Origin of the sequence: Synechococcus lacustris str. Tous, from assembly GCF_003011125.1 — a bacterium.
In the GTDB taxonomy this organism is placed as follows: domain Bacteria; phylum Cyanobacteriota; class Cyanobacteriia; order PCC-6307; family Cyanobiaceae; genus Synechococcus_D; species Synechococcus_D lacustris.
Genome location: NZ_PXVC01000036.1, coordinates 1 through 20208, shown reverse-complemented (window position 1 = coordinate 20208; position 20208 = coordinate 1). Strand labels below are relative to the sequence as shown.

Genomic DNA, 20208 nt, shown 5'->3' with positions numbered 1-20208 from the left:
GTATGGAATTCCAGGAGCTGGGAGACTTGGCCTACCAACAGGCATCACGGGATCGACAAATCCATGGGCTGGAGCGACGTGCCAGATCGCTTGGTTACCAACTGGTRGCAACCGGCTGACAGGCCGAGATCACTGATGGCCGTGGGTGTTTCTTAGGAAGATGTCACCTTTTGGRAGCGTTTTGCGCATCCCTTGCAAAGAACATTTGGAGGCTTGTTCCTAGTACTTCCAATGGTTGATTAATCCACACCAAATCGGGTTGCTTCCCTACCCCTTCTGTAATCCCAGGGCCGTTTAATGCCACCGGGCACTGCCCACACCCCAAAACTTTTTAAGCGTGCTTCATTTTCAAGGCGTGAATAGGTTTCACGGTCACAACCTTCGATGTATTGGCTGATTTCTGGCGCGTCGATACAARCMAAACGCACTGTKGTTTTATYTGCKCCKTTGGGCTGCTCACACGAATCGTGTTGCCATCACCCACTAAAAGCAGTTGCAGCTCGCTCGAAAAATTAGAACCTGGGCAGACTCATCCATTTGCAAATGGAAGCACGGGTTCTGTGTAGCACTGATTTTATYGTTAGRATCAGGTTGMGCTYAAARCCATGGCGATGGCAAAYCTCACCCTCAGCCTTGATGACAMCCTTTTGCGCAAGGCGCGGGAAGCAGCGCTGCGGGAGAAAACCTCAGTGAACGCCTTGGTGCGTGATTACCTCAGCCGCTACGTGGAYGCCCGCTCCAGACGRATCCAGGCTCTTGATGCCTTTGATGCGGTTGCTGATCGCTCCAGTAGCGCCAGCCAGGCCCCATGGAGCCGGGAGTCGCTCCACGGGCGCAGCCTGGGCTGAATATGCGAGTGTTTGTTGACACCAATCTTTGGGTTTATCGCCTKGATCAACGGGAASCCCAAAAAGGGCAATTCACCAAGAATTGGCTACGCCAATTARYCCAACACRATGAGATTGTTATCAGCACCCAGGTATTAATTGAATTGCGAGCCGTGATGGCGCGCAAATTACAWCCTGCTATCTCCACCTCGGAAGCTCGTAAAGCCCTGAAGGCGCTTGCGGATTTTGAAGTTGTGCCAACCGATACGGCCCTTGTGCTTGATGCCCACGAATTGGCAKCAGCCAACCAGATTGCCTGGTTCGACGCWTTGATCTTGGAAGCAGCAATCAGAAGCCATTGCTCGGTTCTCTACAGCGAGGACTTCAATGTTGRCCAGCATTTTGAAGGCCTTGAGATTCGCAATCCCTTTAAAARCTCATAGCTTCCCTCGCCTTAGGTCTACAAGCCAAASGCACTGTTGTTGCTGGCCTTCAATGGGAACATCTTGCTGAATCTTCTCTGTGGAAACGCGGCAACACCTCCACCCWYCCAAGCKTTTGCYTGAGCTCTRATGAAGGCWTTTTTACCAAGGCGTYCACGSTGGCGTCCACGCTGGMGAAAGCGCCTTGCCCCCYTGCTAWCTACACCATTAATGCCCCTGGCAGTGGTGATTTTTGGYGGCGCCAGCGGCTATCGCCTCACTGAAGGCTGGGATTGGGGTGATTGTTTTTGGCAGGTGGCGATCACGCTCACCACCGTTGGTTATGGCGATCAGGCGATAACTAGCCCAGCTGGCCGCTGGGTAACGGTATTGATGTTGCTRGGCGGSATTGTGGTGGTGCAGCAAACCCTGCAATGGCTGCTTAGTCTGCAGGAAACTGGTTATTTCCAGCGGCGCCGGCGCTGGCAACGGATGCAAGAACTCCAACGCATGCGYAACCACGTAATCGTTTGCGGCTACGGACGCATCGGCAGGGAAATTGCCGAACAGCTAAGCGCTGAAGGTATTGCTGTTTTAGTAATCGAAACCGATCCAGGCCGAATAACAGCCGCCCGCGACCGCCATTTAGAGGTTCTCAATGGTGATGCCACCCTYGATGAAACATTGCAAGAAGCTGGTATTAAGCAGTGCCGTTCATTAGTGGCAGCCTTGCCCAACAATGCCGCCAATCTTTATGTGGTGCTTAGCGCCAGGGGTTTGTGCTCCAGCTGCCGCTTGATTGCAAGGGCAGATAGTGGTGAAGCAGAGCGCAAATTGCGGCAAGCCGGTGCCGATTCAGTGGTTTCTCCCTATATCGCCGGCGGGCGAATCATGGCGGCCACCGCCCTGCGGCCCCTAGCCCTTAATTTTCTTGATCTAYTGGCAGGTTCCAACTGCGAAGTTGAGGAATTTCAACTGGTAAATAATCCAAACCTGGCCCATGAGGTGATCGGCCGTAGTTTGATCGACCTAGACCTCGGCAGACGCAGCGGCGGTGCCCTAGTGCTAGCAATTCATGGTGTGGAGGGCTTAGTTGCTAATCCCAGCGGCCACACCACCTTGGCCCCAGGCCAGCGGCTGGTGGTAATGGGTAGCCCCAAGCAGCTTGAGKCCCTGGAAAGGCTTTTGGGTGCTGCCCTTGAAAGCAGCAGTGCGGTGCAGGGTTAAGCGCAACCGTACGATCGCGCCAGTTTCGCTGCCGCCATGAGCCAAGCCACCTCCCCCCTAATGGGCCAAACCGCCCTAGTTACGGGGGCCAGCAGGGGAATTGGCAAAGCCGTTGCCTTAGAACTCGCAGCCGCTGGAGCCACTGTTGCTGTTAATTACGCCAATTCCAATGCCGGCGCCGATGCTGTGGTGGCTGAAATCACAGCCCAAGGGGGCAGCGCCTATGCCCTCCAGGCAGATGTGAGCCAAGAAGAGGAGGTAAAYGCYTTGGTGGAGGCTGTTATCAAACGCAGCGGCAGCCTTGATGTGTTGGTTAATAACGCTGGCATCACCCGTGATGGCCTATTGATGCGCATGAAAACAAGCGATTGGCAAGCGGTAATCAACCTCAATCTCACCGGTGTGTTCCTTTGCACCAGGGCTGTTACCAGGCCAATGCTCAAGCAAAAAAGGGGGCGGATTGTGAATATCACCTCGGTGGTGGGCTTAATGGGCAATGCGGGGCAAGCCAACTACGCCGCCGCCAAAGCGGGGGTGATCGGCTTTACGCGAAGCAGCGCSAAGGAATTRGCAAGCCGCGGCATCACCGTTAATGCGGTGGCACCTGGTTTTATTGCAACCGATATGACCAAGGATCTACAAGCCGAAGCTTTACTTGCTGCAATCCCACTAGGGCGCTACGGGGAAGTGGCTGAGGTGGCWGGGGCCGTGCGATTTTTAGCCGCTGATCCGGCCGCTGMATACATCACGGGCCAGGTGTTGCAGGTGGATGGGGGGATGTTGATGGGGTGAGTTCGGTGSCTAATTGTTGACGCAACAAGCGGATCCTCTGAAGCAATTTCAAGCGCCTCCCCCTTGCTGTGAGGGTGAGGGTGATGCGCAARGGTATGTATATGAGCGCCATCAGCAGGCCTAAAGCCGCTAATACCAGGAAGGTCATCGGCAGAATTCACTCGCGCTAAGGCTAAGCAGCCCTGCTGGTTTAGGGGGTTAATTGGCTCTGTATTTTTTCCACATAACGGGCCACCTGCAGATCCACCCCAGTGATCGCMGTGCCCACCACCACCGCATCCGCACCTTCCGCTAACGCACGGCTTGCTTCTGCTGCATTGGCAATGCCGCCCTCACAGATCAAGCCCACATCTGCTGGTAACTGTTCACGCAGGGGGGCGAGTAATTGCCAGGCGGGSGGCTCCAGTTGAGCAGTGGCTTCGGTGTAGCCAAATAGGGTGGTACCCACCCATTGGCACCCCAAGGCAGCAGCCCGCAAACCATTGGCCAAGCTATCAACATCAGCCATCAAAGGTGCATTTAATTCCATCTGCACCCGCCTCACCAATTCAGCTAACTGCTGCCCCCCTGGCCTGGGCCGTTCGGTGGCATCAATGGCAATCACATCTGCCCCGGCAGACCACACCTGGCGAATTTCATCCCAACCGGGGGTGATGTAAACGGAGCTATCTGGAAAGCTGCGTTTCCATAGGCCAATGATCAGGGCCTTAGGGCAACGGCGCCGCACAGCACCAATGTGCTCGGGACTCTCTAGTCGCACCCCCASAGCACCATTGAGCAAACTGGCTTCCGCCATGGCAGCAATCACCTCAGGCTCCCGCATGGGAGAACCCTCAGGTGCTTGCACCGAAACGATCAAACCTTTAGGAACAGATGGGTGAACCATGGCAATCAACTGGCCTGGCGCAGGGGGCCGTTCCAGCTGGGCAACCAGCCTCGCAGTCGCCTGGCAACTTCGATTTTTTTCTCAACTATTGGCTCGGGCAGGCAACTTTCAACAACTTCTTTAACTTCTTCATAGTATTCGGCTGAAATTTGTTGAACTGGCATATTTTYAACTAACCTAGTYTCATTAGATATACTTTCAACAGGTATAGTTTCAAGCGCTAAAATATCAAYTGGCAACAATTGCTGCTGCCAAAAAGCAAGCGCCTCTGCATTGCTGGCAAGTTTGCGCATCAGCAACTGCAACGCCCCTGGCCCTTGGCGATGGACKAGCCGTTCGCTGATGCTTTTAAGGCTGGCTCCATCGCCATTTGCCAGGGCTACTTTCAAAGCCTCCTGCTCCTGGCGGGCGCGGGCGGAAAAAGAAAGCAGATGGGGTGCCACGGTTTCAGCTCAATTTCCGGCTGAGAAGGGGCCGGATAGACACAAATAAACCGGCAGAAAGCACCAAAAGCAACAGTAAACATTGGGCGGCGGTGAGGGCTCCATAGGGGGCCTCAAGCACCACAGCATCAAAGGCAAACTGGCCCAGGTATGCAGCTCGGATCGGTTCAATCGCGAAGGTAAGKGGATTTARGGATGCAAGCCAGCCCAACCAGCCAGGCATGTAGCTGATTGGTGCCAACGCGGTGCTTGCAAACAGCAGGGGCAAGTTGGCAACAAAGATCACTGCRATCAACTCAATATGACCAGGCARGGCAAAAGCCAAAGCCAAACTCAATGCCGTTACGGCAGCCACCAACARCAGCAAAGTGCCGAGCACCACAAGCAGCCCTGTGCCACCTGGCCAGCCATAACCCAAACCCCAAGCCGCTGCCATGATCGCCAAACTTTGCACCAAGCTCAGGCTGGTGATGTAGAGCACAGAAGCCAGCACTATTGAATAGCGCGAGCGCAGCGGTGCCACCAGCAAACGGTTCAAAAAGCCGAATTCGCGATCAAACATCACCGGCAAGCCGGCATTTAAGGCAGCGCTAAAAGCAGTGAAAACAATCACTCCAGCCCCTAAAAATTTGCCGTAGCTGCCGCCACCGGGGAACAGGCCCATGGGAGCCTTAGCAAATAGGGCACCAAACAACACCARCCAGATCAACGGTTGCAAAATTCCAGCCACCAAGGTGGATGGYCTGCGTTGCAGCTGTAGAAACAAACGCTTGCTTAAGGCGAGGGTTTCTTGGCTTAGTTCAGCAATGGCAGTGGAGGCAAACACGGGCAAAAATCAATAGGAAAATGAGCTGAAAAGATCAAGCCGCTGGTTCAACGCATGGCCTGCTTTTTCTCCGCCTTGGGATCACGGCTAGAAACKGCCGCCAACTCGGCATCCATCAAGGTGCGGCCGGTGGCTTGCAGGTAAACGTCATCGAGGCTGGGGCGGCTTTGGGCCAAAGAGAACACAGGCACCTCGGCAGCATCTAATTGTTGGCGCAGTTGCAACAGAGCTTCTGAGCCCTCCGCCTCAATCACAAAATTAATCGCGTGGCCCTGGGCACGATTGATCAACACCTGGCTCACCCCTTTAAGGCCCTGAACCAATTGCTGCACCTTTTGGGCCTCATCATGGCTTGCGAATTCCCGYACCCGCAGGGTGATGCGATCACCGCCGAGCTCCCGTTTCAATTCAGCTGGTGTGCCCTCGGCAATCACAGAACCGCGATCCAAAATCGCTAAGCGATCAGCCAGGGCATCCACCTCCTCCAGGTAGTGGCTGCTCAAMAGGATCGTGGTGCCCTGCTCCCGCAATTGCTGCAGCACATCCCAAAGGGCTGCCCTGCTTTCAATGTCGAGGCCAACGGTGGGCTCATCCAGCACTAAAACAGCAGGGTTGTGGAGCAAACCAGAGGCAAGATCTAAMCGGCGGCGCATGCCACCGGAATAGCTACCGCAWCGGCGATCCAACCATTCATCCATGCCWAGCAAGGCCGTGAGCATGGCGATCCGCTCCCGGGCCCTGGCGGCGCTSAGGTGATACAAGCTGGCCTGCAGCTCCAAAAGCTCACGGCCACTGAGAATTTTGTCGATCGCCACCTCTTGGGCCACATAGCCCARCTGCTGCCTTGCCCCACGCGGATCGGCTAAGGCATCAACACCGGCGATTACAACCCTGCCCTGGTCTGGCGCCAGCAGGGTGCAAAGGATGCGTAGGGCTGTGGTTTTACCGGCGCCATTAGGACCAAGCAAGCCATAGAGGCAACCCTTTGGAACCTCAAGGGAAATTCCATCGAGGGCCGTAATGCCGCCGTAGCGCTTGCTGATGTGCTCGAGGGTGATCACAGACGTGTTGGCTTCAATAGCAGCTTAAAAAGGTGCACCACTAAACATGTTGAAGAGGCTTGGCAACTGAAGGTTGAATTGGGCGGCAGCGGTGGTTCTCGCTAGCAAAAGCAATAAACAAATGCCAAAAAGATAAAGAATCGACCAGCGAAATAAACCCTTAGCCCGCACGCGATCGCAGGGATCTTGATGAAGCTGCTGAGCCATCTGCAGCAGGCGGCCATTAAATGGCAGCAGCATCAAGCCATAGAACAAACCACCGGTGGGGAGGATAAAAACACCGAGGAAACTGGCAGCAATGGTTGCCCAGGCGTAGCGAATAATCGCGTTACCCGTCACAAAAGGGCCCTTAACCACAGGCAACATCGGGATGCCTACGGAGCGGTAGTCGTCTTCCAGCAGCAGGGCAAGGGCCCAAAAATGGGCTGGGGTCCAAACCATTACAAGGCCAAACAACCACCAGCCGCCAAGGCCGATGTGMCCCGTGGCCGCCGCCGCTCCCACCAAGGGTGGAATCGCTCCAGCCACACCACCAATAACGATGTTTTGGGTGGTGCGRGGCTTGAGCACCACGGTGTAGAGCAACACATAGCTGCAAAGCCCCAAAAGCGACAAACTCGCCGCCAGGCAATTCACCCCCATCACCAGAAGCAAGCCAGCACTGCAGGCAAGGGCAACKGCRATGTTGAAMGCTTTAGCTGCACTAAGGCGGCCGGAGGGAAGGGCGCGGCCGCTGGTGCGCAGCATGCGTCCATCAAGCTGTTCCTCCCAAAGGCAATTCAGCACTCCGGCTGCTGCTGCTGCCAAGGCACCACCGCCAAGGGTGCAGGCCAAACGGGGGGCAGGCATTGGCCAACTTTCCGTTAGTGCCATGCCGCCAAGGGTGGTGGCAAGCAGTAGGGGGATGAGGCGCGGTTTGGCAATTTCAAGCCAGGGGGGCAATTTCAACCTGGCGCGGCTGGGAACCACCTGCTCCCGGGTTGAAAGAGGCACAGCAATGGCAACGGCTTCAGCCATGGGATAACTCCAAAGGTGAATTGGGCCTCAGGGCCAAGGCAACGGCGGGCAAGGTGGCAACTAACAGTGCAGCCAGTAATTGATGGGCAACGGTTACTAAAGGCTCCGCTAGGGCGAGCTTCAAGGTGAGMACACCAAGCACCACTTGGCAGGCAGCCAAGGCACCGGCTGCCACMCCAAGCCTGCGGGCAGCGATGGGGCAAGGGAAAGCCAAGAGCAGAATTGCCAAMAGGGCACAACAACTGGCGGCAGGGGTAGCAAGGCTGCGGTGGGCCGAAAGCCAAGCGCAGCCCTCAGCCAAACGCAAACAACGGCCAGAGGCCCATTGGGTTGCCATCAATGCCCCGGCAACGCATTGGCCAAAAACCAACACACCGGCAACAACAGCTAAAAGGCCTGCACCCCGGGGCCTCGGGCCAGGCAATGCTGGATTTAGCAATTGGGCAATGGCGCTTAGCAAGGCAACTAAAAGCAGCGCTGTTGCTAGGTGGGCGGTAACGATGTCGAAGCGCAGTAATTGGCTAACGGTGAGGGCGCCTAGGGCCCCTTGGGTTGCCACCAACAGCAGGGCTAAACCGCTTAACCAGGGAAGCCATCGGGGGCCACTAGCGCGGTTAATCARCGAAGAAACCAGCAACACAATCAGGCCKATGCCAACGAAAAAGGCATCAAGGCGATGGAACCATTCCAGGAACACCTGGAGATTCATCTCACGGCTAGGCAAGAGGCTGCCGTAGCAGAGGGGCCAATCTGGGCAGGCCAAACCTGCCTCCATAACCCTGGTGGCGCCACCAATTACCACCAGCGCAACCAATGCCACCACCAACTGGCGGGAAAGTTTTAAAGGGTTTAGKGATGGCAGGGTGAAAGGTGTCAAGCCGCGTTGTTGATCAATCCGCTTGAACGCTAGCGATGCTGAAGCGCTGCAAGGCTTAAGCAAGTGTTGTGTTCTGGTTCCGGTGAGGCTTTCAGCATCTGAAAGGAAATCTTTTCCTTCTGATCCTTGCTGAGCCATTCAAATTGCATAGGGTGAAAGGAATGGTTTGTTATCAACGCGCCCATGCGCATTCCCGCCTCGATTATCACCCTGGTTGCTGGCATGGCCTTAGTGCTTGCAGGGTTCTGGGCCGCTAATTACTCAAATCTGCTACCTGAAAGCGCAAGCATTAATGCGCCTGTTTACGACGAACTATTCAAGGTTTTACTTGCGATCGGCACGGTTTTATTGCTGGGAATGACCGGCCTTGTGGTGTTCAGCTTGGTGCGTTTTCGCCGCAAAGAAGGCGACACCCTCGATGGCCCAGCAATCGAAGGCAACCTTTCGCTTGAGCTTTTTTGGACCGTAATTCCAGCGGTGGTGGTGCTTTTTATTGGYATCTACAGCTACGACATCTACGACCGCATGGGCGGCATGGCTGATCTAAATGGCCACGGGGCAATGCATGCCTCTGAGCAATTGGCTTCCGTGCGCACCAGTGGCCCCCAAGACCAAGAGCGCATCTGGGGAGGGATTGCCCCCACCGGCGATAGCAATGTTTTACCCGTTGAGGTAACAGCGCTGCAATTTGCTTTTATCTTCCACTATCCAATGCAAAACATCACCAGTGGTGAACTTCACGTTCCCACKGGTCAAATGGTGGAATTACGCATGAAAGCAAACGATGTTATTCATGCTTTTTGGGTACCCCAATTTCGAATCAAGCAAGATATTATCCCTGGCCAAACAACGGTTCTAAGTTTCACCGCTAAAAAAAGTGGCGACTACCCAATTGTTTGCGCTGAACTCTGTGGCCCATATCACGGCGGGATGMGATCCCACGTGGTTGTTCAAGAACCTGATGGCTTTGATGCCTGGATAGAGAAAAACACCCCCGCCACCCTCTCATGACAATTGCTCTACCRCCAATTAAAAGCCCARAGGCCCACAGCAGCCTGCAACCAACCAGCTGGCTGCGCTATTTCAGCTTCAGCCTTGATCACAAAGTAATCGGTTTRCAATACATAGTTTGTGGTTTTCTTTTCTATTTTGTGGGTGGTGCACTGGCAGGGGTTATCCGAACCGAATTAGCCACACCAATATCTGATTTYGTTAGCAGAGAAACCTATAACCAAGTGCTCACGTTGCACGGCACCATAATGATTTTCCTCTGGATAGTGCCAGTGGTTAATGGTGGCTTTGGCAACTACCTRATYCCATTTTATGTGGGCGCCCGCGACATGGCCTTYCCAAGGCTTAATGCAGTTGCCTTCTGGATGATCCCCCCSGCTGGCCTATTACTAATCAGCAGCTACTTCATTGGTGGGGCAGCCCAATCCGGCTGGACAGCCTACCCACCGCTGAGTATTACAACCCCAGCCATGGGTCAAATAATTTGGATTGTGAGTGTGCTGCTTTTGGGKGGAAGTTCAATATTTGGTGGTATTAATTTCATCGCAACCATCTTGAAATTCCGCCAGCCGGGCCTGAAGTTATTACAGCTACCYATGTATTGCTGGGCGATGCTTGGCACWAGCATCTTGGTGGTGCTATCAACTCCGGTTTTAGCAGGCACATTAATACTGTTGAGYATGGATATCGTTGCCCACACAGGATTTTTCAATCCTTCCCARGGTGGCAATGTTGTTGTTTACCAGCACCTTTTCTGGTTCTATTCCCAYCCAGCTGTTTACATAATGGTGTTGCCAGCCTTTGGCTTGGTAAGCGAGATATTACCAATTCATGCCCGTAAACCATTGTTTGGCTACGTAACTATGGTTTACTCAATCCTTGCCATTGTTGTGCTKGGTTTAGTTGTGTGGGCCCATCACATGTTCACCAGTGGCACACCGCCTTGGATGAGGCTSTTTTTTACGATTGCCACAGCATTTATTGCAGTTCCAACTGGAATCAAATTTTTCAATTGGATCGCCACCCTATGGCAGGGTCGCATCGCCCTTAATAGTGCCATGTTATTTTCCTGCGCCTTCATCCTTCAGTTTGTATTTGGAGGCATCACTGGAGTTGCCCTAGCTCAGGTGCCATTTGATGTGCATGTTCACGACACATACTTTGTTGTTGCCCACTTCCATTACATTGTTTATGGAGGCACGGTATTTGTGATATTTGCTTCTATCTATCATTGGTATCCAAAATTCACAGGTCATATGGCAAATGAACATTTGGGCCGCCTGCATTTGCTTTTAACTGTTATTGGCTTCAACCTTTGTTTTGGTCCCCAACATTGGCTCGGCCTCAATGGCATGCCAAGGCGTGTGGCTGAATACGACCCCCAATTTACTTTGATGAATCAAGTTAGTAGCGTGGGTGCCCTTTTGATGGCGATCAGCACCATACCCTTTCTAATTAATGTGATCGGTAGCCTCTGGTGGGGCGCCAAAGCCGGCGACAAYCCYTGGAGAGCYCTAACACCTGAATGGCTTACCAGTTCTCCCCCGCCAGTGGAGAACTGGAAGGGGGCGGCACCATTGGTGCATGAACCTTACGGCTATGGCACTGAACTGGGCGTAATTGATTTAAAAGTTGCCACCGGCAGTGATCTTTGGAGGAACCCCCAATGACAACAACACAACCTGCTATYGAAAGYGCTGAACAAGCCAACACTCTTTCAACAGAACACTCTTCACACGGCCACGACGAACATCCGGATTTACGGATGTTTGGTTTAGCTACCTTTCTGGTGGCCGATGGCATGACCTTTGCTGGTTTTTTTGCCGCCTATCTCACCTTCAGGGCTGTTAATCCCCTGCCGGCGGGAGCCATCTACGAACTTGAGCTGCTGCTACCAACAATYAATACCGCCATCTTGATTGCCAGCAGTTTCACCTTCCATAGGGCCAGCAAGGAGCTGATGAAAGCCAATATGGGCGCATGTAGAGCCTGGTTGCTCACCACAGCATTGATGGGGATCGCTTTTCTAGGCGGCCARATGTATGAGTATTTCCACTTGCCATTTGGCTTAACCGATAACCTATTTGCCAGCACTTTTTATGCTCTCACTGGCTTTCAYGGCCTCCACGTAACCCTTGGAGCCCTAATGATTCTGATCGTTTGGGCCCAGGCTGCCAGGCCCGGTTATTTCACCCCGGAGAAACATTTCGGCATTGCTGCTGTTGAACTTTATTGGCATTTTGTGGATGTGATTTGGGTGGTTCTGTTCGGACTTCTTTATCTGCTTTGAAAAGCGGTTGCCAGCACCACCCCAAGGGCGTCAGAATCAGTTGAGCTTTGATTTTTATAATGATCCCCAGCGAACAACTTATGGGCGAAGCCCTATTGAATCGAACCMGGGATCTAAGCAGCAATAGCGTTGAGCAAATTGCAAAGGCWTGCGGTTATGTGGGGCCTGGMGGACGGGTATTAAAAAAAGCATTCCTWAAAGCGTTAGTACATGCAAAAGGGTTTGCCATACCAGAAGTTGATAGCGATGGATTTCGCGGCAGGCAGGCTGAATATCGCACCCGGGTGCATGGCAATGGCAATCTTTTGGTTGGCCATGCCTACACAAAACGCTTGGGGTTAGARCCCGGCCAAGAATGCAGCATTGAACTGCACCAAGAAACGGGCACCATTTGGCTTAGGCCCCTCACCGCTAAGGATGAGGGGGAAACTGAAGCGCAAGAAATYAGCGATGCTGAATAGTTTTTAAYTYAAGCTTTTTTTGATTTGTTATCGCCATGCARGCAACTACCAAAAGCAATTAAATCAATACCTGAAAAYASAAAACTAATCCCAACTAAAATTCCYAAAACCGATAGCAGCCCCCAAAATTTCATAGAAATAATCAGTGCTCCAAGGATCAAAGTAACCACCCCATTTGCCAATCCCCAGCGCCAGCCGTTAATTTCCCGGTGGTTRAGGGAAGCAACGATTGCCACAACACCCTCCACTAAAAATACGATGCCTATMGCCACGGCCAAGGCCAGCACCTGAGCGGCTGCATCAAATGGGCCACTGGAGATTTGTTGCAATATTGAAAAGCCAGCGATCAGAAATAGGGTGGAAACCACCAAACGCCAAAACACTAACCATGCCTTTAAGTCATGGCGGCGACTGATGTTATTGATCCAACCAATAATGCCGCCGAGCAAAAATGCAATGCCCACCACTGCCGTAACACCAAAAGAGGCAACCACCGGAAATATCAAGGCTAAAAAGCCTAAAACGAGCAAWAGAATGCCCTCGGCGATCGTGAAAGTTTTCAACATGGTTTCAGAAGGGGAAAGGCAACCAATRATGATTTAAACAGTCCAGCCATTTTGAAGCAACCAATGTTCATCAATGGCGTTAGAGGCGGGAGATCGCAGTAGTTTTTCCACATATTTAGCTAATAAATCAGCTTCCAAATTAACGCGATCACCAATTTTTAGRTATTTAAGGGTGGTTTGCTCCCAGCTCACCGGAATAACCGCCAGCCAAAAACTAGCGCCCGCACCAGTGCCAGCAATGGTGAGGCTGATGCCATTCACAGTAATGCTGCCCTTATCGCASATRTAGCGATCAAAGCTTTGATCTTCCCATGCCAATTCAAGGCGCCAGGAATGGCCGAGGGATTGGATTGCCCGCACCACWCCAAGGCCATCCACATGGCCACTCACGAAATGGCCGCCGAGGCGATCACCCACCGCAAGGGCCGGCTCAAGATTCACCCACCCCCCCGCCTGGGCAAGGGTGGTGCGGCTCAGGGTTTCTGGGCTCACATCAGCTTCAAAACCATCACTGGTTAATTTCCGCACCGTTAGGCAAACCCCATCCACAGCAACGCTGTCCCCAAGGGCTAAAGGGGCAAGCTGTTGCCCTTGGCATTGCACCCGCAGCCCGCCGGCTATGGGGTGCACCTKGCCGATGGCCTGCACTAATCCGGTAAACATGGCCCTGGCAGTGCATACATAGCCATAATCATGGGAGCACACCGCACCGTTGCCATGGTGGAAATGACGGTGGCTGGGATAGCCCTTGATGCCGCCAGTAGAAGCCCGATAGTGCTTTTGCGTGATCCCTCCGGCCGGCGGCAAGTGCCGATCTGGATTGATCAATCCCAGGCTCAAAATATTGTGGCCGGGTTGCAGGAACTAGCGCCGCCGCGACCGCTCAGCCACGACCTAATGGCAAATCTGATGGCCGTGGCTGGCTTGGAGCTKGAACGGGTGATTATCCACAGCATCGAAGCCAACACTTTTCGGGCTGTTTTGAAAGTTACCGACACCGTTGGTGAAAACCACGAAATCGACTGTCGCCCCAGCGATGCCATYGCCCTTGCTTTGCGCACCGGCAGCGGTTTATGGATGCTGGAGGAAGTTGTWAGTGATGCCTCGATTCCAGTGGATGCCGAAGCTGATGCTGAAGAAATCGCCGATTTTCGCCGCTTTGTTGATGGCTTAAGCCCCGCTGAWTTGATTCGCCAACAGGGCAAAGCCCAGCCCGATAGTGATGCCAATTCCAAGCCAAGCAGCTGAATCCCCAGGCCAACGCCCCTTTGGCAAGGGGCCAGCTGTATCCCTATTCACCCTTGGCACCATGCGGGCCCTTASTGGGCCCAGCCAGTTGCAGGAGGTGCTGGARGCGGCCGTAGCCATTGGCATCAACCACCTGGAAACGGCACCGGCCTACGGCCAAAGTGAGTGTTACCTAGGCCTTGCAATTAAACGTTTAGCGATCAAGCCAAAACAGCTAGTAATCACAASTAAAATATTGCCTGGCATGAACTTRGCAGCGGCAAAAGAGCAATTGCAACGCAGCCTGGARCGCTTRGGCATTACYCATCTGAACAATCTTGCCGTACATGGCATCAACCTCAAGCAGCATTTGGCTTGGGCCCTAGCTGGCCCCGGCGCTGAATTTATGGCCTGGGCCCTGGGGGAGAAGTTGGTTGGCCAGGTGGGGTTCAGCAGCCATGGCAGCCCGGAATTAATTAGTGCTGCCATCAGCAGTGGTTGCTTTGCCTTTGCAAACCTGCATTTGCATTTATTTGATCCCCTACGGCTGCCGCTAGCCCAAATGGCCCTGGCTAGGGGCATGGGRGTRCTTGCRATTTCTCCGGCCGATAAGGGCGGGCAACTTTATGCGCCACCAGCATTGCTGCTGCAACACTGCGCCCCTTWTCAGCCGCTCGAGCTGGCCTATCGATATTTGTTGGCCCAAGGGATCAGCAGCCTCAGCCTTGGGGCTGCCAAACCAAGCGATCTGAATTGGGCMGAAAAGCTRGCCAACGCTGATGGGCCCCTAACAGCTGAGGAAAGCAGAGYCATCGAAAACCTGCAKCAACAAGAGCGGCAACGCTTGGGTGATAGCCATTGCGGCCAATGCCGCGAATGTTTGCCCTGCCCGAATCAAGTGCCSATWCCTGAAATGTTGCGGCTGCGCAATCTGGCCCTTGGCCACAACATGCTCAGCCATGCCAAAGAGCGCTACGCAATGGCAGGTAATGCCGGCCATTGGTTTGAACAACACAATGCCAGTGCTTGCGCTGAATGTGGCAATTGCATCCCGCGCTGCCCTTTAAATTTGCCTATCCCGGCTTTGCTCACGGAAACCMATCAACTACTAGCCAGCAAACCCGGCAGGCGCCTTTGGGATTAATCATTGGGTTAGATGCATTGAGTTRTCTRCAGATATCTAAATATTAATCAAATTAGCTAATCCAGTTRGGRCTRAAGTTGTTAATGCCATTCATTTGAATCTGYAGGTTAGCTATTCTATTGCCATCGGTATCACCTTGGAGCAAACCTTTGTCAAAGCGGAGCTCACCGGGAACACCGTTGAAATTGGCGGAATCGATGTAGGTCCAACCTTTACCAGCAAGGCTATTGGTTATACCTAACACTGCATTAATTCCAAGGCGATCACCTTCAATTGCACTGAAATCAAGAATGCGATCAATTACTCCTAGCTGAGCATCGGCCTCAGTAAAACTGAAGAAGTCGGCATTCAATCCGCCACTAAAATATTGCTCTCCGGCTCCGCCTTGCAAAAGATCATTRCCAACACCACCAGAAAGYAGAACATTACTTCCACCACTTATCAACCTGTCGTTGCCAAACTCMCCTAACAACTCCTGCCGAGAACCTTTRCCAATAATCAAATCATTTGCAATGCTTCCCACCACAACGGCAGCGCTACTCTCGATGGTATTAGTGAGTGTGGCGGCTGCTATGCGATTRCTAACGCTATCAAGTTGAAGCTCAATCGCCTTTGCCAGCATGCTGTGTCCGCTGCTGGTTGGATGTAAATTATCAAAATAGAGATAACGTTCAGTATCAACCACTGGCCTTGCAGCCTGGCCCACGGGGGATTGAGCAAAGCCAAGGGTGTTATCAATTCCATAGCTGGCAAAATCGCCAAGCTCGCTGCCAAATTGTTGATATTGAGCTTGATATTCCGGATTGAAGTTAAACAAATTTACGTAGGGGAAAGCCTTCTGAACTTCAGCCACCATCGCCTCAATATCCRCTCGAAATAGATCAACAATCCCTTCATTGTATTCGTTTACCCATTCCTTTAAGAACTCGGGCGCAGTTGGAGAACTTGCAGCCAGTATTAGTCCGGAGAGGAAGGGAGCTTGATATTKAAYGGCATTCACTACACCGGAAAGAGGGGAAATAGCTGTGAGCATGGCATGGCGTGCATCACCAAAACGCAACACCGTCTCAAGGTCGTTGCGCAACTGCRCAACCARTTGRTCTAACGTRTCTGAAAGWGAMKYTTGTGCAYCAAAAGCCACYAAAAGRTCRTTACCTCCAGCCCAWACAACTGCGAAATCACTGCTRTYTAAACGAACGGCCTGTTCRCCAAGTGCRGCRCTGAKYTGAGCTGCMACACCAAGATTCTCWATTTGYAGCTTTTTTGCTAATATTGGTTCTGAGAATTGATACAAAGTGGTATAGCCACTTGTGGCACCACCCATGGCATATGAAGTTCCACCGGTGGTTTCATTAGCAAGGGAAGATGGGCTAACGAGCTCATTTGCGTAGAGGTAATAGGGATCCGCAGGTAGATTTTTCTGATTTGTGAGGCTRCCCGGCTGTAAACCCAATGTTTCGCTGAGGAGCGTTTGCCAATTGCTTTGGCTATTGCTAAAAGTTACGCCACTCCAAGCAGGAGATGCATCCGGGGCAAATAAATAGCGCTGAAACTCAGCAGCACGGGAGCCATAATCGCTTAGGCTGTCGCCGAAAACATACAAGCCAGAGAATACTTCAGGATTTACTGGAGGAATTACAACAGGCGCTGAATCATTGGAGGCATTCTGRTTTGATATAAGGATAATGAATTGAAAYAACAAGGCCACATTATTCTTGAACACTCCCAAGTTTATTAGATATACCAAGAAATCAAATGTCATAAATCAAAAGCTTTTAGATCCTTTATTATAGCAGCTTGATGGCATACGATTAGCCGCGCTACAGTAGGCACTCCAACTATCAGAACAAGCAAAAGRGCCCTCGCAAACAGCTWAACAATAATGCTGAGAGCAATAATATGGTAACATTAWATTTGCAATGTATCTAATGATCCAATGCAGTTAACTCAACGCTCAGYACTTGGATCTGATAAGRATGRTTTTACTGGYAGCTCCATYGATAGCAACAGMAAAGTAGATGTTGTTGTTATCGGAGCAGGCATATCCGGTTTGATTGCAGCTCGAGATCTTGAGAAACAGAATAGAAGCACTACAGTCCTTGAGGCTCAAGAACGCATAGGTGGTCGCTGCCATCGAATGCAAACGATTAACAATTGGTGGCTAGATCTCGGAGGCCAATGGATGGGCCAAACCCATCACCTATTTAAGGCATTAGCAAACGAACTGGGGATCAAAACCTTTGAYAGTTATTTTGATGGCAAAACTGTATTGATTTGGAATGGCAACAGGGTTGCCATTCCGATGGTTGCTGATTGGGATACCACATTTCTTGGAATTGCCTATGGCGAGCTGCCGGTATCAATAAAAGAAAAAGAGGCGGCAMAGAAACTTCATCGTGAATTTCTACAGCTGGTGCAAACTGTGGATGCACAACAGCCTTGGTTATCGCCAAATGCGCGAGCACTAGATACTCAAACGATCGAAACATGGATGCGTAGCTGCACTGATTCTGAGCTCGCCCACTACATCCTGAAGTGGTACACACGTGTTGGTGGCTCGGGTGGTTATGAACCTGGMGACGCCTCAATMCTTCATCTAGCYCAAACACAGAAAGCTTCACCGCAGTCTGAGATCCCTGAGAAATGGATGCTCTATGGAGCAGTTGGACAGATTGCTGATCTGCTTGCCCAGCARATAAAGGGGGAAATTCGCACCAATGCAGCTGCCCAGGCTGTTATTAAACAATCAGACGGCAGCTATCTAGTWAAAGCAGCCGACGGAAGCTGCCATTCATGTAGTGCRGTGGTGATTGCWATACCKCCTGCACTGCGCTCTCGCATCGTGTTTGAACCGGGCTTACCGGCTCAGGTTTCAGGGTTGCARCAAMGGTCYCCGATGGGATCAATGATCAAAGTGCTAACTGTWTATCCCAMTGCTTGGTGGCGCGAGCAAGGCCTAAATGGCTATGCCCAAGGCACTCTGCCCACGATKGAAATGACMGCTGATTCCTCCCCGCCTTCAGGTAAACCAGGAGTTCTWGCTTCRTTTATTGCYGCRGATAAAGCAGTACAACTMGGWTTGAAAGATCCAGTTRYGCGTAAACAGTTAATMCTYAACGACTTGGCTACTATCTGGGGCCCAGAAGCGGCTAAACCAGTYGACTATTTTGAAATTAACTGGGGCGAAGAATCCTGGAGTACAGGTGCCTTTACTTCATTTACAACTCCGGGAACCTGGACAAGTTTTGGGCCTGCGTGGCGCAATTCAGTTGGACGCATAATCTGGGCAGGAACAGAGTGTTCAGCGCGGTGGGCCGGTTATTACGAGGGTGCCATTCAGGCTGGGTTAGATGCATCCAGAACCGTTCAATCACTTTTAAGTTAAGTGAAAGATTGCAGAAGGAGCACAGGCAAGCTCACTACCAGCAAACATGGCGATAAACAATAACGATCAGATTTTTGATCTAGTGCTTTGCGGCCACTTGCTATTCAGCTACTCGCCCCAATCAACTGGAGGCCTAATGAAAGAACCCGGCCTGGATCTTGCCTGGCATCGCAAGGCGCTATTCGAACTTCAGCTCAGCCGCCATGAATATGCCAATGCACTACTTGCTCTGCATCGCGCCAGCCATTAACGAGCCGGTTTATTTGGCGATCCACCATTGCAAAAATTAGTTGCAATAGCCAGGCGATCCCCACCTTTAATGCGCGGGCTATTGCGATCCAACCAAGCCAAGCCGCCGTCGTAACACTGGTTCCACCTTGAAGCCTGGCCAGCAATGGGGCCAAGCGACAAAGCAATAGATACCGAGCTTGCTGTTGCCACCAGCGCCAGAACTGGTAGAAGGTGAGCGTTGATCATTTCTCGAACGCTGAGCTTTCGCCCTTCGTGATCAGCCATGGGAGCGGACGCAGCAAAATTGTTTGTTGCACACGATTCTCACCCATTTTTTGTTTTTCAATGCAATCTGCAACAAACCTTTTGGAAAGCAAAATATTTCTGGGGCGCTGATTTAGGCAAGAATATTTGAATATATCATTACCTGCTTTACATGTTCAATTTTGCATAGATATTTTAAAGAGGCATTACAGCAAACGCAGGATAAATAGGCATGAATTTCATCGGAAAATTTCTCTGGCTTGGTTAAATAATTGCTATTTGCGGCTTATTTATTACAGTATCTATTTATATAATTGTGCTGCATCTTTTTAATAACTCGGCAGACGGACGCAACAACTGCGCCTGGGGTTGGCGAGATAGGGCTGCCGCTAATAGTGGCAGCTTCAAAGGAGGGGTAAAACCAGCCCGCAACAATTGATCAAGTAATGGTGATTTACTTGGAGCCAGCAACCACTCCAAGGGTGGGATAGCAGCTGCAGAAGCAGGCCGCACCAGCAAATTCCACCAAAGCGGTGCACCTTGAATTGGTAGAAACGCCCTTAGGCGGCTATCGCTTCTCAGCAATGGCACTACCGCTCTACTGGGCAACACCGCCGCCTGAGCTTCTCCATTMAGCAGCAGTGTTAGGGCATCTACATCATTAAAACCAAGGGCYTGTTGCTTTAGCTGTTCCATTATTTCGGCTTGGTTGCCGATSCGTTTGGCAATATCCAAAACCACCCTTTGGCTTGCCGGCAACAACAATTGCCCCCGCAAACTGGGGTGCAATAACAAYTGCCATCCAGCTTTATCGGCAAGCGATTGCCATAGATCAGGCCGATCGCGCAATACCAGCAGCCACGGGCCCATCGCCACAGGTAATCCCCAGGGGAGCAAGGCCTGGGCCTCTGGCATCAACAACTCCGTAGCGGCGCTAGCGGGCCAAGGCAGCCAATGGCTGGCTGGTTGGCTGGTGGCCCAGCCATCGGTAAGTGCTAAGGGGCCAAGCCCAGAACTCTGGCCAGGCTTTGGTAATCCAGTGCTCAAGCTGATGCTTTCTGTGCCCCAACCGGCGGGTAAACGCTGCAACCAAGCCCGGGGCAGGGTGCCATTTTGTACGCCAATACGCCGCTTAGGSCCGCTGCAGGCAGCCAGCAACCCAGCGCCTGAWARCAGCGYTARCAACGAACGGCGAGTGAGCGGYACAGTCATSGGGCGACCCTACCGGTATARGAGTTCAGCGCAGGCCAG

At 52.1% G+C, this 20208-nt stretch carries 25 protein-coding genes; 13 read left to right on the top strand and 12 right to left on the bottom strand.

The features are described 5' to 3' along the window. Positions 1 to 239: 239 nt before the first annotated feature. Positions 240 to 428 carry a hypothetical protein gene (locus tag C7K08_RS08405; protein WP_193464825.1) on the bottom strand — a complete coding sequence of 63 codons (189 nt, stop codon included), beginning with the start codon at positions 426 to 428 and terminating at the stop codon, positions 240 to 242. A 177-nt stretch (positions 429 to 605) separates the two neighbouring features. Between C7K08_RS08405 and C7K08_RS08400 the strand changes: the two genes are divergently transcribed. From C7K08_RS08400 to fabG, 4 genes are all read left to right on the top strand, one after another. Beyond that, entirely contained in the window at positions 606 to 848 is a 243-nt protein-coding gene (locus C7K08_RS08400) for a DUF6364 family protein (protein WP_106500185.1), read from the top strand. Next, on the top strand, positions 809 to 1270 hold the full coding sequence (locus C7K08_RS16865) for a PIN domain-containing protein (RefSeq protein WP_106500184.1): 462 nt from the start codon (positions 809 to 811) through the stop codon (positions 1268 to 1270). Before C7K08_RS08400 ends, C7K08_RS16865 begins: the two co-directional genes overlap by 40 nt. 222 nt (positions 1271 to 1492) lie before the next feature. Continuing rightward, entirely contained in the window at positions 1493 to 2476 is a 984-nt protein-coding gene (locus C7K08_RS08390; RefSeq protein WP_341272149.1) for a potassium channel family protein, read from the top strand. A gap of 36 nt (positions 2477 to 2512) precedes the next feature. Further along, positions 2513 to 3268: a 3-oxoacyl-[acyl-carrier-protein] reductase gene (gene fabG / locus C7K08_RS08385; protein ID WP_106500182.1), complete on the top strand. Its 756-nt coding sequence runs from the start codon at positions 2513 to 2515 to the stop codon at positions 3266 to 3268. A 190-nt stretch (positions 3269 to 3458) separates the two neighbouring features. On the opposite strand, the gene C7K08_RS08375 is transcribed toward fabG, so the two are convergent. From C7K08_RS08375 to C7K08_RS08350, 6 genes are read right to left on the bottom strand one after another with little or no spacing between them, the layout of a single operon-like run. After that, a complete protein-coding gene (locus C7K08_RS08375; protein WP_106500187.1) occupies positions 3459 to 4154 on the bottom strand; it encodes an N-acetylmannosamine-6-phosphate 2-epimerase in 696 nt (231 codons plus the stop codon). A 5-nt stretch (positions 4155 to 4159) separates the two neighbouring features. Next, positions 4160 to 4597 (bottom strand): hypothetical protein, encoded by a 438-nt coding sequence (locus tag C7K08_RS08370; protein ID WP_106500180.1) that lies wholly within the window; start codon positions 4595 to 4597, stop codon positions 4160 to 4162. Between the two features lie 4 nt (positions 4598 to 4601). Continuing rightward, positions 4602 to 5423 carry an ABC transporter permease gene (locus C7K08_RS08365; RefSeq protein WP_241537154.1) on the bottom strand — a complete coding sequence of 274 codons (822 nt, stop codon included), beginning with the start codon at positions 5421 to 5423 and terminating at the stop codon, positions 4602 to 4604. 47 nt (positions 5424 to 5470) lie between these two features. Further along, positions 5471 to 6484, bottom strand: coding sequence for an ABC transporter ATP-binding protein (locus tag C7K08_RS08360; protein WP_106500178.1), 1014 nt, complete (start codon positions 6482 to 6484; stop codon positions 5471 to 5473). A gap of 24 nt (positions 6485 to 6508) precedes the next feature. Further along, positions 6509 to 7501 (bottom strand): heme o synthase, encoded by a 993-nt coding sequence (locus C7K08_RS08355; RefSeq protein WP_106500177.1) that lies wholly within the window; start codon positions 7499 to 7501, stop codon positions 6509 to 6511. Beyond that, positions 7494 to 8516: a COX15/CtaA family protein gene (locus tag C7K08_RS08350; RefSeq protein WP_106500176.1), complete on the bottom strand. Its 1023-nt coding sequence runs from the start codon at positions 8514 to 8516 to the stop codon at positions 7494 to 7496. The genes C7K08_RS08355 and C7K08_RS08350 overlap by 8 nt, the downstream gene beginning before the upstream one ends. Positions 8517 to 8561: 45 nt before the next feature. Between C7K08_RS08350 and C7K08_RS08345 the strand changes: the two genes are divergently transcribed. The 4 genes from C7K08_RS08345 to C7K08_RS08330 are packed head-to-tail and all read left to right on the top strand — an operon-like array spanning position 8562 to position 12140. Continuing rightward, entirely contained in the window at positions 8562 to 9389 is an 828-nt protein-coding gene (locus C7K08_RS08345; RefSeq protein WP_106500175.1) for a cytochrome c oxidase subunit II, read from the top strand. Further along, positions 9386 to 11059, top strand: coding sequence for a cytochrome c oxidase subunit I (ctaD, locus tag C7K08_RS08340; RefSeq protein WP_106500174.1), 1674 nt, complete (start codon positions 9386 to 9388; stop codon positions 11057 to 11059). Before C7K08_RS08345 ends, ctaD begins: the two co-directional genes overlap by 4 nt. Further along, complete coding sequence (locus C7K08_RS08335; protein WP_106500173.1) at positions 11056 to 11679, top strand: cytochrome c oxidase subunit 3; 624 nt, start codon at positions 11056 to 11058, stop codon at positions 11677 to 11679. Before ctaD ends, C7K08_RS08335 begins: the two co-directional genes overlap by 4 nt. 59 nt (positions 11680 to 11738) lie before the next feature. Next, positions 11739 to 12140 carry an AbrB family transcriptional regulator gene (locus C7K08_RS08330; protein ID WP_106500172.1) on the top strand — a complete coding sequence of 134 codons (402 nt, stop codon included), beginning with the start codon at positions 11739 to 11741 and terminating at the stop codon, positions 12138 to 12140. An 8-nt stretch (positions 12141 to 12148) separates the two neighbouring features. Here the strand turns inward: C7K08_RS08330 and C7K08_RS08325 are convergent, their stop codons facing one another. Both C7K08_RS08325 and C7K08_RS08320 read right to left on the bottom strand, forming a co-directional pair. Further along, a complete protein-coding gene (locus C7K08_RS08325; protein ID WP_106500171.1) occupies positions 12149 to 12706 on the bottom strand; it encodes an HdeD family acid-resistance protein in 558 nt (185 codons plus the stop codon). A 33-nt stretch (positions 12707 to 12739) separates the two neighbouring features. Then, positions 12740 to 13369, bottom strand: coding sequence for a riboflavin synthase (locus C7K08_RS08320; protein WP_106500170.1), 630 nt, complete (start codon positions 13367 to 13369; stop codon positions 12740 to 12742). 54 nt (positions 13370 to 13423) lie between these two features. Here C7K08_RS08320 and C7K08_RS08315 point away from each other — a divergent pair, with 54 nt between their 5' ends. Together C7K08_RS08315 and C7K08_RS08310 are read left to right on the top strand one after the other, a co-directional pair. Next, positions 13424 to 13954 carry a bifunctional nuclease family protein gene (locus C7K08_RS08315; RefSeq protein ID WP_106500186.1) on the top strand — a complete coding sequence of 177 codons (531 nt, stop codon included), beginning with the start codon at positions 13424 to 13426 and terminating at the stop codon, positions 13952 to 13954. Continuing rightward, positions 13929 to 15077 (top strand): aldo/keto reductase, encoded by a 1149-nt coding sequence (locus C7K08_RS08310; protein ID WP_106500169.1) that lies wholly within the window; start codon positions 13929 to 13931, stop codon positions 15075 to 15077. Before C7K08_RS08315 ends, C7K08_RS08310 begins: the two co-directional genes overlap by 26 nt. Positions 15078 to 15129: 52 nt before the next feature. On the opposite strand, the gene C7K08_RS08305 is transcribed toward C7K08_RS08310, so the two are convergent. Beyond that, positions 15130 to 16839 (bottom strand): SGNH/GDSL hydrolase family protein, encoded by a 1710-nt coding sequence (locus C7K08_RS08305; RefSeq protein ID WP_106500168.1) that lies wholly within the window; start codon positions 16837 to 16839, stop codon positions 15130 to 15132. Positions 16840 to 17013: 174 nt separating this feature from the next. Between C7K08_RS08305 and C7K08_RS16860 the strand changes: the two genes are divergently transcribed. Continuing rightward, positions 17014 to 18462: a flavin monoamine oxidase family protein gene (locus C7K08_RS16860; protein ID WP_106500167.1), complete on the top strand. Its 1449-nt coding sequence runs from the start codon at positions 17014 to 17016 to the stop codon at positions 18460 to 18462. Positions 18463 to 18508: 46 nt separating this feature from the next. After that, positions 18509 to 18712, top strand: coding sequence for a hypothetical protein (locus C7K08_RS08295; RefSeq protein ID WP_106500166.1), 204 nt, complete (start codon positions 18509 to 18511; stop codon positions 18710 to 18712). On the opposite strand, the gene C7K08_RS08290 is transcribed toward C7K08_RS08295, so the two are convergent. Next, positions 18709 to 18978 (bottom strand): hypothetical protein, encoded by a 270-nt coding sequence (locus C7K08_RS08290; RefSeq protein WP_106500165.1) that lies wholly within the window; start codon positions 18976 to 18978, stop codon positions 18709 to 18711. The genes C7K08_RS08295 and C7K08_RS08290 overlap by 4 nt on opposite strands. On the opposite strand from C7K08_RS08290, the gene C7K08_RS16645 reads away from it, so the two are divergent. Next, positions 18977 to 19108 (top strand): hypothetical protein, encoded by a 132-nt coding sequence (locus C7K08_RS16645; RefSeq protein WP_255096380.1) that lies wholly within the window; start codon positions 18977 to 18979, stop codon positions 19106 to 19108. The genes C7K08_RS08290 and C7K08_RS16645 overlap by 2 nt on opposite strands. Before the next feature lie 155 nt (positions 19109 to 19263). Here the strand turns inward: C7K08_RS16645 and C7K08_RS08285 are convergent, their stop codons facing one another. Then, a complete protein-coding gene (locus tag C7K08_RS08285; RefSeq protein ID WP_133165194.1) occupies positions 19264 to 20115 on the bottom strand; it encodes a type 2 periplasmic-binding domain-containing protein in 852 nt (283 codons plus the stop codon). Between the last annotated feature and the right edge of the window lie 93 nt (positions 20116 to 20208).

Excerpts from the sequence above, each read along its gene's own strand:
- C7K08_RS08295 (WP_106500166.1), top strand. The coding sequence starts at position 18,509 with ATGGCGATAAACAATAACGATCAGATTTTTGATCTAGTGCTTTGCGGC.
- C7K08_RS08290 (WP_106500165.1), bottom strand. The coding sequence starts at position 18,978 with ATGGCTGATCACGAAGGGCGAAAGCTCAGCGTTCGAGAAATGATCAAC.
- C7K08_RS16645 (WP_255096380.1), top strand. The coding sequence starts at position 18,977 with ATGGGAGCGGACGCAGCAAAATTGTTTGTTGCACACGATTCTCACCCA.